14 protein-coding genes are annotated in these 15,802 nt (G+C 55.5%); 6 read left to right on the top strand and 8 right to left on the bottom strand.

The genetic code is table 11. The features are described from left to right. Positions 1–28: 28 nt before the first annotated feature. From AC2FJW_RS08350 to AC2FJW_RS08335, 4 genes are read right to left on the bottom strand one after another with little or no spacing between them, the layout of a single operon-like run. Positions 29–859 carry an amidohydrolase family protein gene (locus AC2FJW_RS08350; RefSeq protein ID WP_496749809.1) on the bottom strand — a complete coding sequence of 277 codons (831 nt, stop codon included), beginning with the start codon at positions 857–859 and terminating at the stop codon, positions 29–31. Further along, a complete protein-coding gene (locus AC2FJW_RS08345) occupies positions 856–1,284 on the bottom strand; it encodes an RbsD/FucU family protein (protein ID WP_142636301.1) in 429 nt (142 codons plus the stop codon). Before AC2FJW_RS08345 ends, AC2FJW_RS08350 begins: the two co-directional genes overlap by 4 nt. Beyond that, the gene (locus AC2FJW_RS08340; RefSeq protein WP_496703195.1) at positions 1,274–2,326 is read right to left on the bottom strand and encodes an aldo/keto reductase; all 1,053 of its coding nucleotides are present in this window, start codon (positions 2,324–2,326) and stop codon (positions 1,274–1,276) included. Before AC2FJW_RS08340 ends, AC2FJW_RS08345 begins: the two co-directional genes overlap by 11 nt. Continuing rightward, entirely contained in the window at positions 2,323–3,060 is a 738-nt protein-coding gene (locus AC2FJW_RS08335) for a GntR family transcriptional regulator (RefSeq protein ID WP_281995093.1), read from the bottom strand. Before AC2FJW_RS08335 ends, AC2FJW_RS08340 begins: the two co-directional genes overlap by 4 nt. Positions 3,061–3,143: 83 nt before the next feature. Between AC2FJW_RS08335 and AC2FJW_RS08330 the strand changes: the two genes are divergently transcribed. The 6 genes from AC2FJW_RS08330 (at position 3,144) to AC2FJW_RS08305 (ending at position 10,917) form a co-directional block, all read left to right on the top strand. Further along, the gene (locus tag AC2FJW_RS08330) at positions 3,144–4,697 is read left to right on the top strand and encodes a UxaA family hydrolase (RefSeq protein ID WP_496749951.1); all 1,554 of its coding nucleotides are present in this window, start codon (positions 3,144–3,146) and stop codon (positions 4,695–4,697) included. A 40-nt stretch (positions 4,698–4,737) separates the two neighbouring features. Beyond that, entirely contained in the window at positions 4,738–6,264 is a 1,527-nt protein-coding gene (locus tag AC2FJW_RS08325) for a sugar ABC transporter ATP-binding protein (protein WP_496749808.1), read from the top strand. After that, a complete protein-coding gene (locus AC2FJW_RS08320; protein ID WP_496697017.1) occupies positions 6,261–7,268 on the top strand; it encodes an ABC transporter permease in 1,008 nt (335 codons plus the stop codon). The genes AC2FJW_RS08325 and AC2FJW_RS08320 overlap by 4 nt, the downstream gene beginning before the upstream one ends. 48 nt (positions 7,269–7,316) lie before the next feature. Further along, positions 7,317–8,261 (top strand): ABC transporter substrate-binding protein, encoded by a 945-nt coding sequence (locus tag AC2FJW_RS08315; RefSeq protein ID WP_271948847.1) that lies wholly within the window; start codon positions 7,317–7,319, stop codon positions 8,259–8,261. A gap of 153 nt (positions 8,262–8,414) precedes the next feature. Beyond that, positions 8,415–9,062 carry a GNAT family N-acetyltransferase gene (locus tag AC2FJW_RS08310; RefSeq protein ID WP_246097210.1) on the top strand — a complete coding sequence of 216 codons (648 nt, stop codon included), beginning with the start codon at positions 8,415–8,417 and terminating at the stop codon, positions 9,060–9,062. Between the two features lie 85 nt (positions 9,063–9,147). Further along, positions 9,148–10,917 carry an adenylate/guanylate cyclase domain-containing protein gene (locus tag AC2FJW_RS08305; protein ID WP_281286267.1) on the top strand — a complete coding sequence of 590 codons (1,770 nt, stop codon included), beginning with the start codon at positions 9,148–9,150 and terminating at the stop codon, positions 10,915–10,917. 52 nt (positions 10,918–10,969) lie between these two features. Here the strand turns inward: AC2FJW_RS08305 and AC2FJW_RS08300 are convergent, their stop codons facing one another. The 4 genes from AC2FJW_RS08300 to AC2FJW_RS08285 all read right to left on the bottom strand — a co-directional run bounded on the left by AC2FJW_RS08300 (position 10,970) and on the right by AC2FJW_RS08285 (position 15,552). Continuing rightward, a complete protein-coding gene (locus tag AC2FJW_RS08300) occupies positions 10,970–11,575 on the bottom strand; it encodes a hypothetical protein (RefSeq protein WP_496691609.1) in 606 nt (201 codons plus the stop codon). 113 nt (positions 11,576–11,688) lie between these two features. Further along, entirely contained in the window at positions 11,689–12,984 is a 1,296-nt protein-coding gene (locus AC2FJW_RS08295; RefSeq protein ID WP_496749807.1) for a gluzincin family metallopeptidase, read from the bottom strand. A 43-nt stretch (positions 12,985–13,027) separates the two neighbouring features. Then, the gene (locus AC2FJW_RS08290) at positions 13,028–14,350 is read right to left on the bottom strand and encodes a TfuA-like protein (protein ID WP_496749806.1); all 1,323 of its coding nucleotides are present in this window, start codon (positions 14,348–14,350) and stop codon (positions 13,028–13,030) included. Next, entirely contained in the window at positions 14,347–15,552 is a 1,206-nt protein-coding gene (locus AC2FJW_RS08285; protein ID WP_496749805.1) for a YcaO-like family protein, read from the bottom strand. The genes AC2FJW_RS08290 and AC2FJW_RS08285 overlap by 4 nt, the downstream gene beginning before the upstream one ends. Positions 15,553–15,802 lie beyond the last annotated feature (250 nt).

Below are 15,802 nucleotides of genomic sequence, written 5' to 3'. Positions count from 1 at the left end.
ATCGGCATACAGCCTCGGAAAGATCAATCTAGTCCCTGAGGTCATAGGCCTGGGCAGCATTACCGCCCCGTATCGCCTGATGCTCGTGTGGTGACAGACCGGTTAACAGCGTATCGGTCGCCTCGAGCCATCGTTCATAACTGCTGTTTAATGTGCAAACCGGCCAGTCGCTGCCCCAGATCAGGCGATAGGGCCCGAAAGTGTTCAGCAGGTGATCCACATAGGGCTTCAAATCTTCTACCGTCCAATTCGCCCCGGCCTCGGTCACCAACCCGGAAAGTTTGCACCAGGCATTTGTATTTCGGGCCAATGTCGACATGTCTTCTAGCCAGCCCTCCATGACTCCCTCCCGGATCAGGGGCTTGGCACCGTGATCAATCACCGTGCGCATATGTGGGTGCCGATCCAGCAGCTGTTGAAGTGGCCCCAGATGTCGCGGCAGGGTCAGCGCATCAAAGGTAAGGTTTGACTGTTGCAGAGAGTCAAAAGACGGTGTCAGCCCATCCTTGAGCATCCATAATGGGTCGGGAATGTCCTGAACCATGGGGCGCAAACCGACAAAAACCGGGTGGGCAGCCAGTCGTGCGATTTGTTCCGGTGCGTCGGCGGCCTCAAAATCAACCCATCCGACAACGCCTTTTATGAACGGGGCCTGCTCGGCGAGTGACAGCAGATATTCGGTCTCAGCAGCTGTCGGCGCAGCCTGTACTAAGACCGTACCGTCAATTCCCGCTCCTTTCAGCAATGGGGCCAGATCCGCGGGCGCGAAATCCGCGTAAATCGGCCCCAGATCCGGTGTCAGCCAGCCATAGTCTTCGCGCGCCAATGTCCAAAAATGCTGATGGGCGTCGATCTTCATCCAAGAACACCCTTTTTCAGGATGATGTTGCCATACAGCCGACGTTCGCCGGTTTGCACGATCGCAAAAGCTGTGGCCGCCCGGTCGTAAAAGGCGAAACGTTCAAGGCCCTGTATCGTGGCCGGGTGGTCCGCTATTTCGCTGATAATGGTCTGAAAATCGGCGATGGCCTCAGGTATAGCATCCGGATCGCCAACAACCTGCATGGTCAGGGCCGGGTCAGGCACAAATGTGTCCAACGGCATGACAGACAAAATAGCTCTTAGGATTTCGCTGGCGCTTGACCCGTCGGCACGTATGCAGCCCGGCCCAGAGCTGGAGCCGGGGAAATTCGCATCCGCAATCACGATTTCATCGCCATGCCCCATAGCGCGCAGGGTGTACAACAGGTCAGGCGACAGGATGGGATCAATATTACGCAGCATAGGCAGCCTCTCCGGGAAGGGGGGCGTCGGAACGGATCAATCCTTCCGAACACAGATCAGACCAAAGCGCAGCGGGGATTTGACGTTCGAGCAGGGCCGCATTGGCCTGCACCTCGGCAGCATTCACCGCGCCGGGGACAACGGTTTTGACGCAGGGATGGCCAAGGACAAATTGTAAGGCAGCAGCGATCAGTGGTGTATCATGGGCTGAGCAGACAGCCTCGATCTGGCGAACTCGGGCAAGGATGTCTTCGGGTGCATCAGCATAATTGTATTTCGCACCGGGAACAGCGCCGGTTGCGAGGATACCCGAGTTGTACGGCCCGCCAAGAATTATGCCCACGTCCCGCTTTTCGCAAAGGGGTAGAAAGCTGTCTAAAGCGTCTTGTTCCAAGAGGGTATAACGGCCTGCCAGAAGAAACCCGTCAAAGTCGCCCAAGCCCAATAATCTTTCGCAGACCTGCCATTCATTTACACCGGCTCCAATGGCGGAGATTTCACCGGCTTCACGAAGTTCAACCAGAGCTTTGTATCCGCCGCCATCGAACAGTTCCCGGATCTTGGCATCAGATGCCTCCTGACTGCCCTGACTGAACGCACAGACGTCATGCACAAGCAGGATATCGGCGCATGAGACACCCAACCGGTCGCGGCTGGCGTCGTAGGATCGCATGACCCCGTCATAGGTATAGTCGAAAACGATACGTTTCTGCGGCACATCAACAAAGGCTTCGGGTGTGACATGATGCGGTGCGCAATCCAGCAGCAGACGCCCGATCTTGGTCGAAAGTTGAATCTCTTCGCGTCCGAACCGGGCAATAGCCTGGCCAAATCGTTGCTCGGAGCGGCCCAACCCATATTGCGGTGCAGTGTCAAAAAATCGGATACCCAAATCAAAGGCTGCCTGCAGCGCAGCCTGCGCATCCTCGTCTGACACTTTGCGATAGAGATTCCCCAAAGGCGCGCCACCAAATCCCATCCGAGTCAGCGGAACGGGTCGCGCCGTGCGGCCATTTAGAAGCTCTGTTGCGGTAACTGTCATCCTGCCTCGCGTATTGGATGAGGGGAGTCCGTGAAAAGGTGGGACTGTTCCTGCTGCAAGCGTTGAATCCGAGGCATCAACTGCCCCAGATGACGTTGCATGGCGTCCTGTGCAGCTTTTTCATCTCTCTCAAGAACCGCGTTGAAAATGGCGCGGTGTTCGGCCAGCGTTTCCACCACCCGGCCCGGGGTAGGCAGCAGCAGCATTCGCGCTCTGGTCACTTGCAGTGAAACGGTTTGCGCGACGTCGCTTAACCTGTTGAATCCTGTGAATTTCATCAGCAGGCCGTGGAATTCTTCATCCGCCTCGTAAAAGCCGGGGACATCTTCATCTTCGATCAGCAGCTCTTGCAGACGCATGTTGCGGCCCAGTATCTTGCGCTGATCCTCGGTCAAATCGCGCGCGACTTTGGCGACCGTCGCAAGTTCAAGTGCTTCACGCAGGAACATGCCCTCGCGAATTTCGGACATCGAGAAATAGGATACGCGCGTGCCGGATTGGGGCACGACATCCACCAGACCCTCGGAAGCAAGTCGGGCAATCGCCTCGGTCACGGGCGCACGCGAAACGCCAAGGCGTTCGCATATCGGTGCCTTCCTGAGGTTGTCGCCCGGCGCGAAGTCCAGCGACAGGATTGCATGCTTGATTGAGAGGTAAACGCGCTGAGACAAAGAGCCCTCAGACGTAGAAATATCGCGCAGGTGCAGAGCGTTTATGTCCTGTGGTTTATTCATATTTGGTGACCTAGCATACTAACATGTTAGTTGACAAGTGCGTGCCCGACGATTAGCAGTCGGGATCAGCAAACAGGAAAATGATGCAACCAGATCAGAAAATAAAGGCTTCTCAGCCCGCAGCGCGCGATGCAGTCAGGTTGAACCCGGACGACAATATCGTCATTGCACTCCGAGATCTGAAGATCGGCACGCAGCCTTCCGGGCTGAATGTCCCGCTTCGGGATCAGGTTCTGCGTGGGCATAAGATTGCTATTGCCCCAATTTCTGCCGGAGAAAACGTCATTCGCTATGGTCAGATCATTGGTCAGGCAAAGGCAGATATCGCAGCCGGAGATCACGTCCATGTCCACAATCTTGGTATGGGGGCCCATCAGCAGGACTATGCCCATGCGACCGCAAATACCCCTTTGCCGCATATCGACGAAGAGCGGAGTTTTCTTGGGTATCACCGGTCCGATGGGAAGGTTGGCACGCGCAACTATATCGGAATTCTGACGACAGTGAATTGTTCGGGTTCAGTAGCCCGGTTCATCGCCGAAGCGGCCTCAAAAAGCGGGTTGCTTGATCCATATCCCAACGTGGACGGGGTGGTGCCCATCGTGCATGGCACGGGCTGCGGTATGTCGGCCAAGGATGACGGCTATGCTACGTTGATGCGCACCCTGGCCGGGTACGCCCAGCACCCGAACTTTGCCGGCATTCTGCTGATCGGGCTGGGATGTGAGGTCATGCAAGTGGCCAGTCTGGTTGATGGCCGCCCCATCCGCGAGGACGGTGCCTTGCGCTATATGACCATCCAAAACGAAGGCGGTACGCGCCGCACGATCGAGCGCGGGCTTGCCGAGCTGGAGGGGATCGCGCGGCTGGCCAATCAGGCGGTGCGCAAGCCCGCTCGGATCAGTGCGATTACGGTCGGGATGCAATGCGGAGGTTCGGATGGTTATTCCGGCATCACTGCCAATCCGGCGCTTGGATATGCCTCTGATCTGCTTGTGCGCCATGGCGGAACAACAATCCTATCGGAAACCTCTGAAATTTATGGCGCCGAGCATCTTTTGACCCGGCGCGCAGAAACACCGGAAATCGGCGAAAAACTGATCGACCGTATTCATTGGTGGGAAGATTACACCAAGCGCAATGGTGGCGAGATGGACAACAATCCAAGCCCCGGAAACAAGCGCGGTGGACTGACGACCATTCTTGAAAAGTCTCTGGGTGCGGTGGCCAAGGGGGGCACGGCCCCAATGCGCGACGTCTACAGATTTGGTGAAATTATCGACAAAAAGGGCTTTGTCTTCATGGACAGCCCCGGGTTCGATCCTTGCTCAGTCACGGGTCAGGTCGCAGCGGGTGCCAATTTGATCGTGTTCACCACGGGCAGGGGGTCGGTCTCCGGATATCAACCCACGCCCTGCATTAAGCTGGCAACAAATTCGGAAATGTACGCCCGCATGTCCGAAGACATGGATCTGAATTGCGGCGACATCGTCACTGACGGGGTCAGTATCGAGGCCAAGGGCGAAGAGTTGTTCGAAATGTTGATCCGTGTCGCATCGGGCGAACAAACAAAAAGCGAAGAGCTTGGTTTTGGGGGCGTTGAATTTGTCCCCTGGCAAATCGGCGCTGTTATGTAGCCGCAGGTTCGTCAGGGGTAGGGGCAAAATGGGAGGAGAGATGGAAAAACTGGTCGAAATGAAGGGGATCGAAAAGTATTTCCCCGGTGTGCACGCGCTGAAATCCGTGCAGTTCGATCTGTTTTCGGGCGAAATCCACGCGCTTATGGGGGAAAACGGGGCGGGTAAGAGTACGTTGATGAAAATCCTGTCCGGGATCTATCAGCGCGATGGCGGCGACTTGGCCATTCAAGGCAAATCAGCCAGTCCCACATCCCCGCGTGAGGCTCAGAACCTCGGGATCGGGATCATCCATCAGGAACTGAGTCTGATGAATGATCTGACCGTAGCGCAGAACATCTTTATCGGACGCGAGCCCCGGAAACGTTTTGGTCGCCTGGACGAGGCCGCGCTGAACGCTCAAACCGCTGAAATCTTCGGGGCGATGAACCTGAACCTTGATCCCAAAGCGCTGGTCGGCGGGTTGACCATTGCCAAGCAGCAGATGGTCGAAATTGCCAAGGCGCTGTCCTATCGCTCCAAGGTTCTGGTCATGGACGAACCGACCGCGGCCCTGAACGACGCCGAGATTGCCGAGCTGTTCGTCATCATCCGCCGCCTGAGGGCCGAGGGGGTGGGGATTGTCTATATCAGCCACAAAATGGACGAGCTGAAACAAATCGCCGACCGTGTGACTGTCATGCGCGACGGTGAATATGTTGGCACTGTCGGTGCCAGTGACACGCCGATCAGCAAGATCATTGCGATGATGGTTGGGCGCGAAGTATCCGAAGACCCTCTGGATGTGCCGGACCTGAGCGATGCCGAGGTTTCTCTGGAAGTCGCAGGACTGTCGCGAGGCACGGATCTGAAAGATGTCAGCTTTTCGGTCCGGAAGGGTGAAATCTTGGGGTTTGCCGGGCTGATGGGGGCAGGGCGGACCGAGGTGGCCCGAGCAATCTTTGGCGCTGATCCCTTAGATGGCGGCGAAATCCGCGTGCATGGGCACCGCGTTCCCATCCGCTCACCCCAGGACGCGGTGCGCGCCGGGATCGGGTACCTGTCCGAGGATCGCAAGCATTTCGGCCTCGCCACCGGGATGAATGTCCGCGACAATATCGCTCTCGCTTCGATGGATATGTTCACCAGTGCTGCCGGGGTACTAAACGACGGCGAAATCAGCTCGACCGCCAAGGGCTATATTGCCCAGCTTGGCATTCGCACACCCTCGGATGTGCAAGAGGTGCGCCTGTTGTCCGGCGGCAATCAGCAAAAGGTAGTCATCGCAAAATGGCTTTTGCGAGATTGCGACATCCTGATCTTTGACGAACCCACGCGCGGTATTGATGTCGGTGCAAAATCGGAAATCTACAAACTGCTCGAAGAACTGGCCGCGCAGGGAAAGACGATCATCGTGATCTCATCCGAATTGCCGGAAATCATGCGCCTCAGCCACCGCATCGCCGTCATGTGCGAAGGCCGGCTGACCGGAATTCTGCCCGGCGGAAACAACACCACTCAGGAAGACATCATGCATCTGGCCACCCAACGCACGGCGGCGATGCAGGTCACAGGGACAGCAACATGACCACAGCAACGGAAATAGACAAGAAAAAGCCCCTGGCGGGCCTGTCGGAAAGCGGCGCGTATCAAAAGCTGCTGGCCTTTGCCAGTCTCATCGCCCTGTTGATCGGCTTTTCGATCGCATCGCCGAACTTCATGCAAACCTCGAACATGATTGCCATTCTGCAGGCAACTTCGGTCAACGGCGTACTGGCCGTTGCCGCAACTCTGGTGATCATCACGGGCGGAATCGACCTGTCGGTTGGCACTTTGATGACCTTCTGCGCCGTGATTGCGGGCGTAGCCCTGACTTATCTCGGCATGCCCCTTCTTTTGGGTGTTGCTGCAGCCATTGCAGCGGGTGCGTTTTGTGGTCTGTGTTCGGGCACATTTGTGGCCAAAATGAAAATCCCGCCCTTCATCGCGACGCTGGGCATGATGCTGATCCTCAAGGGTCTATCGCTGGTTATCTCGGGCACACGACCGATCTATTTCAATGACACGCCTGGTTTCGATCAGATCTCGCGCGGGTCTCTGATTGGAGAAATCGTCCCCTCGGTACCTATCCCGAACGGCGTGCTGATCTTGTTTTTGGTCGCGATTGCAGCATCCTATATCCTCAGCCGCACTGTTTTGGGCCGCTATACGTTCGCTTTGGGATCAAACGAAGAGGCGGTCCGCTTGTCGGGTGTCAACACCGACGCCTGGAAGATGCGAATCTACGCGCTGGCCGGGGGAATTTGCGGCATCGGCGGCATCCTGATCGCCTCGCGCCTGAACTCGGCACAACCCGCTTTGGGGCTGGGATACGAACTTGAGGCCATCGCGGCTGTGGTCATTGGCGGAACCTCTCTGTCCGGCGGGCGCGGCACGATCCTGGGAACGCTCATCGGCGCGCTTATCATGGCTGTCCTGACCAATGGGCTGCGCGTTCTGTCTGTCGCGCAGGAATGGCAGACCGTTGTCACCGGCGCGATCATCATTCTGGCCGTCTATGCCGACATGGCGCGGCGCAAAAAGACCGGGTGAACAATTTTTAGGACCAAAGAAGATAACGACCAACTGGAGGAGAATATCATGTTAACACGTCGTTTCGTTCTGGGGGTGCTCAGCGCAGCCACCCTCGCAGCTCCGGCCTCGATGGCCATGGCGGAAGAAATCTATATTCCGCTGGTATCCAAAGGGTTCCAGCACCAATTCTGGCAGGCGGTAAAGCAGGGCGCCGAACAGGCAGCCGAAGAGTTTGACGTCACAATCACATTCGAAGGACCGGACAACGAAACGATGGTCGACCGTCAGATCGACATGCTGGCCGCAGCACTGGCAAACAATCCAAAAGCCATCGGCTTTGCCGCACTCGACAGTCAGGCCGCCATTCCGTTGCTGAAGCAGGCAAATGACAAGGGTATCCCGATCATCGCTTTTGACAGCGGTGTCGACAGTGATATTCCTGTTTCTACTGCCACAACCGACAACCTAGCTGCAGCGGGGCTTGCCGCTGACAAAATGGCCGAAAAGATTGGTGGAAAAGGCAAAGTTGCAGTGGTAGCCCACGACCAGACCAGCCGCACTGGCATTGACCGCCGCGATGGATTTGTGAACCGCATTGCGGAAAAATACCCTGATATCGAGGTTGTCACCGTTCAGTACGGGCAGGGAGACCATCTGAAATCAACCGAGGTGACAAAAGCGATCCTCACGGCAAACCCCGATCTGGATGGTATTTTTGGCACCAATGAAGGTTCTGCCATTGGTGTCGTGAACGGGGTACAGGAATTGGGCACCGAAGGCCTTGTCATCATTGGCTATGACAGCGGCAAAGCCCAAAAAGACGCGATCAAAAGCGGTCTGATGACCGGGGCAATCACCCAGAACCCGGTTGGTATCGGCTATGAAACGGTCAAGGCGGCCGTCGCGGCGATGAAAGGCGAAGAAGTCCCGGCCCTAATCGACACCGGCTTTTACTATTACGATGCTTCCAATATTGACGATCCGAAGATCGCGGCAGTTCTTTACGACTAAGAGCCTGACAGCTTAATACGGACCGGTTCGCCCGATCGGCGGACCGGTTTTTTTGTTTTACTGGGTTGCAACAATCATCTTTTCTGTTTGTGGCGTTTTCATGCTATCCTCTACGGGTTATTTTTTTGATGTTTATTGAAGGTTGAAATTCCGGTGAAAAAAAAGCCCAGCAACAAGACCTATGTCCTGCGTCCCCTGGAAAAATCCGATCTTGAGACAATTCTGCCCTGGTTTCAAAATGTAGAGGATTTAGCCAAATTCGAACGCGTGTCCCGCATCCCTCTTAATCTTGCACAGACAGAGGAAAGCTGGAGCGACATGTTCACCGGCTCAGCCATCGGCCGCAGGTGTTGGTTCGTTGTTGAGAATTCGGCGGGAAAACTGGTCGGCATGAGCGGCCTCGAGGGGATATCGCCGATCAATCGCGATGCTGTCGTTGCGATGTTCGTCGATCATTCGGTGCGCCGCCATGGGGTTGGTATCAGAGCGACGGCTTTGGTCGCCGATTTCGCCTTTCGACAACTGGGGCTGAACCGGCTGACGTCGTATTATAGGGCGGATAATGTCAGCAGCAGAGACTTGGTTGCCAGACTGGGGTGCCAGATCGAGGGGTCGATGCGTCAGGCCTGGTTTGCAGATGGTCAATTTCACGATATGGTTGTGGTCGGGTTGCTGAGCAGCGATTGGTTCGAAAACCGAAATTCACTGGCGAAAGAATTGGGCGGTGAAACCATCGTTAAGCTTGGCAATAATGCCTCGGATTGCTGGTGTTGGCCCCCGCAAGAGACTGGGTCGGACTAAGAGACGTTATTACCAATCATTTCAAATCTTTTTTTGTTATACAAAAGTTAGGGTTCGTTCAGAACTCAGGAATCGAGTACCGCCAGTGAATACAGTTAACCCGAATTCATCAATCACTCAGAAGCTGGGTGCAGTCTTATTTGCAGATGTCGTCGGCTATTCTCGCCTGATGAGTGAGAACGAACTCGACACCTACAACGCTTTGAAGACACTTCTATCGCAGATCGAAGCCGCATGCGCCCGTTATCAGGGGCGTGTGGTCGAAGTGCGTGGTGACGGCATCCTGGCCCTGTTTGAAACAGCGACCAGCGCGGTCGAATTTGGTGTTGAGCTGCACCAAATTTCTGCCCAGCACAACGATTCAGGATCAGATCAACAGCAAATCAAGTTTCGCGTTGGCATCCATCTTGGAGAGATCCTGATAGATGAGCGTGGAATTCATGGCGACAACGTCAACATTGCAGCGCGATTGCAAGAAATTGCGGAACCCGAGCGCGTCTATGTCAGCTCTGCGGTGTATGATCAGGTTTGTAACCGGTTGCGGTATGGGTACGAATTTCTTGGTCCGCAGCATCTGAAGAACATTCTTTCGCCGGTTTCAACCTACTGTGTCCGCAGCGAAGTTGCCGGTGCTACTTTGGCGGGCACCATGCGTCCCGACGCTATTGTCGATCTGTTGGAACGCCCGGACACTCCGTCGGTCGCTGTGCTACCGTTCAGCATCAGCGGCGGGGATGAGTCTGACGGCTGGATTGCCGATGGTCTGACCGACGACATCATTCTGAACCTTTCCAAATTCAGAAACCTGTTCGTCATCGCCCGAAACTCATCATTCTTCTTCAGGGCGCAGTCCATGCCACCGAAGGAAGCCGCAAGAAAGCTGAATGTCCGGTATATCGCCCGTGGCAGTGTGCGTCGCTCTTCCAGTCGAATCCGCATTACTGCGGAACTGGTCGATGCAAACACTGAACGCACGATTTGGGGTGAGCGGTTTGATCGAAACATTGACGATATATTTGATATTCTGGACGAGGTGACTGAATGTATCGTCGCGGCCACGGCCGTAATGATCGAATCCCATGAGCGCCAAGTTATGGTTCAGGCCGTTCCTTCAGATCTGGAGGCATATGGCTCTGTCCTGCAGGGGCAGCAGCACATCTTCAAATACACGCGCAACGACAACCGCAAGGCACAGAATTTCTATCAATCTGCGCTGGAACGGGACGGCAACTATGCCCGTGCCGCCGCCGCCTTGTCCCGAACGTTGAATCTGGATTGGCGATACTCGTGGACCGAAGATCCAGGCAGTGCTTTCGAGCAGGCGCTGTCTTTGGCACAGCGGTCGATCGAATTGGACCCAACAGACGCACGGGGATTTGGCGAGCTGGGATTTGTCCATCTGTATCGCAAGGAACATAGTGCGGCGCTTCAGTCTTACCAACGTGCTTTGGCTCTCAACCCCAATGATGCGGATATGCATTCGGATTTCGCCGATGCGCTTGCACATTCGGGGGAAAATGAGACCGCCATCACGCATCTGCAACAGGCCATGCGTCTGAACCCGTACTTTCCGGATCAGTATCTCTGGCACCTCGGCGGCGCCTATTACAATCTCAGGCGCTATGAAGATGTTATCGAAACCGTCAACAAGATGAACAATCCGACCGAGGGTCAACGGATGCTGGCCGCCAGCCATGCGCAGCTGGGCAACATGGATATGGCACGTATGATTGCTGAAAAGCACCGCGCCGCACACCCGAACTTTTCTTTGTCACGCTGGGCCAAGGTGCTGCCCGACCGTCTGGAGGACGACACGCAGCACTTTGTCGAAGGGCTGAAAAAAGCGGGATTTTAAAACGGAAAAAGGCGCGAGATCCCGCGCCTCCTTTGCTGACTTTGTCCGAAGATCAGTCGCCGCCGCGTACTTTGGCTCCGCTAACCTTGGCGCCACTGACCTTGGCACCGCTGACTTTCGCGCCACTGACCTTGGCACCACTTACTTTGGCACCGCTGACCTTTGCACCGCTGATAGCAGGGCTGTCAAAGCCGAAATAGAGGTCTAAAAGAACCTGTTCGAACTGACCTGTCGTGACATCCATGCGCATGGTCTGATCGGACTTATCATAGCTCCAGAACTTGATACCGTCAGCGACTTGGTAGTCCGCCGCCGCAACACCGCCGATCGAAGGATCCGTGGGCGCGCGCGAGGCCTGGTTTGGTGGCTCGCCCTTCTTGGCGACGTCTTGACCATTGCCGTGAACCAGGAAAATCACCGGCTCGGGCAGGTCGTAATAGGTGCCTTCATAGGCAAACCCGTAAATCTTGGCAAATTTTGCTTCGTCATTTCCTGAACTCGCGAGTTGCTCATCAAGATGTTTGTTGTTGCCTTTGCCTCTGCTTTTCTTTTTCGCAGGGTCGTAATCCAAATCGTCGATAACTCTGCCGTAAATCAACACTTCCGAAAAACTGAGCAAGGATTCCGCCATAAACTCATCTCCCAAATATGGGTTCATCACCCGAACCCCCTTCGATTAAATCCCGAGGATGACCGCATCGGTGTCTCCTCAAAAATCACCCCGCCTCTAAATGCCATAAATCTGCCGAAAAAAAAAGAATTTTGCTGTCATCAGTCTGGAACCTGCGTGCGGACGGAGTGTGCGTGACTGTCTTCATCGGGGTCCGGCAGCCGCGGACCGGCAGTTGCCACCCCTATATCACGCATCCGAAAGTTTCCTTCGATGATCCGACGGAAGGCACCCGCGGTAATTTCCTGATCCACCGCCAGCATGGCCTTTTCGACACCGAAATAGCTGAGCATATCGGCGTCCAACATGCTCCAGGCGTCGGCCAGATAGGTGCCCAGGAAATCGCGCGCCTCAAGAAGTGCTACGCGAAATCCATCAGGGTTTTCGGCATATCGCTTGTCAAAAATACCCTGCATGACCGCGCTGTAATTGGGTGAATCCTCTAGCTGATCGGACAGGTCTTCCTCGGCCTGTGTGATAAGGTCATGAACCAACAGGCGCTCATGATAGATGTCCACCAAAATGTCGAACATTGCACCTGTCAGTGGCTCGGAAAGTGCATGTTCACTGGACCATCCGGCAGCGAATTCCGATAGTGACCGGTTGTTTGCGGCCGTCCTGATCTGTGCATTTTCCGAAAGTTCGGCAAAGCGATTCAGTCGGTTGAAGCTGTAGAGATTGCCTTTGGTGTTCTCCAACAGCGCCTCTACCACTGAGCCAAAATGCAAAGAAGCCAGAAGCGCCACCATATCGGCGGCGGATTCATGGAACCCGTAATACTCGCCCGAAACATCTCCGTCGGTGGGCATGCCCACGACGCTGTAAATGATTGAGTGGCCGATTTCATGTGCGACCACGTCGAAATTCAGGCTGTAGGGGCGATATTCGTCCCCGTGTTCGTGGGTGCCCCCGGTTTCAAGGAAACCCCAACCGATATGCGCATTGTCCAGGCTTGGCAGCAGCGACAGTTCCAGCCGGTCAAAATCGCGGGCGAAATGCCATGGGATTGGTCGGTCAAAATAGCCCTGCCAGACGTCCATCGTGAAATGCGCCGAGCCAAACAGATGCGCTGCCTCAAAAGCCGGGTCCGACGGGCAAATATGGATAAAGTTACCGAACTCATCAGGCATTGCAGGGGGATGGATATATCCGTTCCAGGGCGGCAGATACATTCCCGGACCATCCGGTCCGGGCACGATGGCCCCATAGGGTGTAGTCTTTCCGACAGGGTTAACCGTGTACATGCGCGGACCCGATGGACCTGGGCCGATACTGCCCTGCGGGGCCGATATTTCGACTAGCTCAAGCTGTGGGTCCTCTTCCAGAAAAGGGGATTGCGGATACAGCAGAAATCGCGTTCCTGGCTCTTCTTCATCAAGGTGATCTGGTAAGTTCACAATACCCCCCTTTCAGGCCACGCCTCGGATCCGCCTTGGGCGGCTAGTCAACGGTACTATTTAATCCGGCATCCGCGTGACAAAACAAATACTCTGCTTCTATCAAATCAAAAAATGCTTCCCGCCCGGCCAATCCAAGTGAAACTGCATATGATTCAAGATCATCCGGCACTGGTTGGTCAAGCTGTGTTTCAAAATACCACATAACCATAGGTAGGCGCCTGCTTGCGGGACCGCCTCGGGCAGTCAATGATTCAGCTCCCATTTGTGCCTTGCGATGGGCACGATCCCGCAATTCGGCATAGCTCCCGTCACGGCGCAACTCGCGCAAAAGCGATGACTCAAGGACCGAAGCCCGAGAGGTAATGTGGCCGTGCACCCGAGCGGCATCGGCCAGCATCGCCTCGTATTCCTCGACACTCAGATCATTCTCGTCCAGCCATGCCATCAAAGCGGCGCGGCGCGACAGGCCGGCTTTTTGCCGGTGCGCATCCATTTGTTCCATCAGGGCAGGGCGGTCAGGCTCTTCATCCCGCCGATCAGCCTCTTCCCGCGCCAGCAGAGTCAGCGCGGCCCGTTCACGCAGCCGCGTATACATGTCCGGGTTCAGCCTGACTTCGTCGATAACCGCCTGATCGGCCTTCTGATCGGCATCCACGCGGGCACGCAGCCCTTTCCACATCAGCGTTTCTTCGGTCGGTTGCTGCGTCGCCGGGAAGGGAAGGTCGTTTGCCAGATCTTCGGCCATACGCCCAAGCATCTCAACGGCATCACGCGCTTTTGCATCGACCTTGCCGTTTGGCAGCCAGTCCACAAAACTCTGGATACCAGAAAGCCCGTTCAACGCGTCAATTATGTTGGGCCAACTGCGCTGACGATAGTTCATGCCTTTGGCAATCCGCAGAACCTCTGCGGCACGTTCAGCGACCAACATGCCTAGATTTTGCGCCTCCTCAACCGTTGCTCGGACCGAGACCATGGGCTCGCTCAATGGCAAATAGCCCAATTCTGCTGGGCTGTGCAGGACCGCAACTTCGTCGTCATCCTGCAGGGTTTGGCTGTAGAAATCCTCAAAGATTCGACCCACGCCGATCATACCAAAATCAGCCAACTCTGCCGCGCGCAAAGCACCCATGCTGGCACTGCCATAAACGGGGATTCCCTGATCCATGGCCCAAAGAATCTCTTTGTGCCAGACCGACGGGACGCCCTCAAAAAAGCCGTCTATTATCCCGATCGCACGCGGACGATCACGTGCCACGCGATATACGTCCCCCTGCCGGACCGGGGGCAAGATCACAGGGTCCAAGCATTGGGCCACAACATCGGCAGTCAACGTCGGGCCCACAAAAATAACGACACTCATCCGTATGTTTCCATTACACGCTGCGCGCGTTCCCCGGCGATATAATCGGGGTCGTCATGAGGCGCTTCAAGCCCCGGTATGACAGCTCGGACAACGGCGATCTCATATTCCGGGCGCGATAGATCGACCATGATCACCTGCGAAATACCTACAGTTTCGAGGCGGGTAGTCAGCAAGTTCAAATCCTCTTGGAATGAACCGGTGGCATATGTCGGAGTATTCGAAAAATCCTGCGTCGCGTCCGAGCTGTCAATCTGATTGCGAATATAGGCACATCTTTCGGTCTGCGCCTGGTCAGTAAACTCTTCTGGGTCCAGATCATCACGCGCGCCAGAGATATAGGTGAGGCGGGTTTGTGCCGCTTCGGTCAGGGCCCGCAACAAAGCAATGGCGCGATCTGGATGGCAGCCATCACCGATACCGATGTGGCCGTTCTGCCCGTCCGGCTCGCTGATCGTACAGCGGAAACAGGCGATTCCGATGTCCGAGGTGGTGTCCCAGATGCCCAGGTTCAGGCCCGCCGCCTCAATCATGCTTATTGCGTCCTTGCACCTGTCATCATCGATAGTGTCTGGGTGGATCCGTGCTGGCGCGGACTGAAATTGCCACAGTGTGGTGGCATCGCGTTCGATGAGTTCAAAGATCGCATGGCAACTGGCTTCAAACAGGTTGTTGCCGGATGCCAAACCGTTTGTCGTTCTGGGAAAAGCAACCTGCCCACCCATCGGCAAAGATGTATAATCGGTATCGACCATCTCCATTGGAACCCAACGGGCGCAAGCGGAATTCAAATCCCGACCCTCTACCCACAATCTGTTCGCATCAGGATCAAATCGGCCACCAGTCACCCGAGGCAGCTTATCAACATCCACCACCGGCGCATCGCGCGCTATATCGGTAAATCGTGCCAGACGTTGAGGCGCCGTTACCCGTTCCGCGTGCCAGCTTTCGATCGCTTCCATAACCCCCGACGCTTGCGCGGCCGGGACTGACAATCCCTTGCCGAGCGACACCGAAACCGATCGGGAATTCGGGCGCGCAACCATGACCGTGGGCAATCCGATACGATCCAGGCCGGTTAAGTTCGCAATTCGAGTAATGCCCATTTCACGCAAATAGGGCGTTACGATTTCCAATGTTTGGCTGGGGCTTCGCAGGCGATGAGTATCAAGCACATATTGCTTTTCCGATACGTCAGACATGATGCAACCTTGCCAAAAACAAAAGAAATTGGCCAGCAGGCGAAAATACATGCCGGTGACCGGATCAGCTCAGGATGGGGGATGATTTCATAGGGGTCAACTCTGCCGCCCATAATTGTCTCAACACGACAATCTACTTGCTGGACAATGATAAGCGCGGGCTGAACCAACTGTGTCCAGCAGCCAGCGCCTAAAATCGAATTGCAGCAACGATATTCAAAGGATGTCGCATTATTTTAACATAATCTTC

Source organism: Ruegeria sp. CDSA020, assembly GCF_059612345.1.
Note: the sequence above shows the minus strand (reverse complement) of the source record. Positions and strands in the feature narration are given on the sequence as shown.

Bases quoted from the DNA above. Each gene is read 5' to 3' on its own strand.
- AC2FJW_RS08325 (WP_496749808.1), top strand. From the start codon at position 4,738: ATGGAAAAACTGGTCGAAATGAAGGGGATCGAAAAGTATTTCCCCGGT.
- AC2FJW_RS08285 (WP_496749805.1), bottom strand. From the start codon at position 15,552: ATGTCTGACGTATCGGAAAAGCAATATGTGCTTGATACTCATCGCCTG.
- AC2FJW_RS08320 (WP_496697017.1), top strand. From the start codon at position 6,261: ATGACCACAGCAACGGAAATAGACAAGAAAAAGCCCCTGGCGGGCCTG.
- AC2FJW_RS08335 (WP_281995093.1), bottom strand. From the start codon at position 3,060: ATGAATAAACCACAGGACATAAACGCTCTGCACCTGCGCGATATTTCT.
- AC2FJW_RS08300 (WP_496691609.1), bottom strand. From the start codon at position 11,575: ATGAACCCATATTTGGGAGATGAGTTTATGGCGGAATCCTTGCTCAGT.
- AC2FJW_RS08290 (WP_496749806.1), bottom strand. From the start codon at position 14,350: ATGAGTGTCGTTATTTTTGTGGGCCCGACGTTGACTGCCGATGTTGTG.
- AC2FJW_RS08315 (WP_271948847.1), top strand. From the start codon at position 7,317: ATGTTAACACGTCGTTTCGTTCTGGGGGTGCTCAGCGCAGCCACCCTC.
- AC2FJW_RS08330 (WP_496749951.1), top strand. From the start codon at position 3,144: ATGCAACCAGATCAGAAAATAAAGGCTTCTCAGCCCGCAGCGCGCGAT.
- AC2FJW_RS08340 (WP_496703195.1), bottom strand. From the start codon at position 2,326: ATGACAGTTACCGCAACAGAGCTTCTAAATGGCCGCACGGCGCGACCC.
- AC2FJW_RS08345 (WP_142636301.1), bottom strand. From the start codon at position 1,284: ATGCTGCGTAATATTGATCCCATCCTGTCGCCTGACCTGTTGTACACC.
- AC2FJW_RS08350 (WP_496749809.1), bottom strand. From the start codon at position 859: ATGAAGATCGACGCCCATCAGCATTTTTGGACATTGGCGCGCGAAGAC.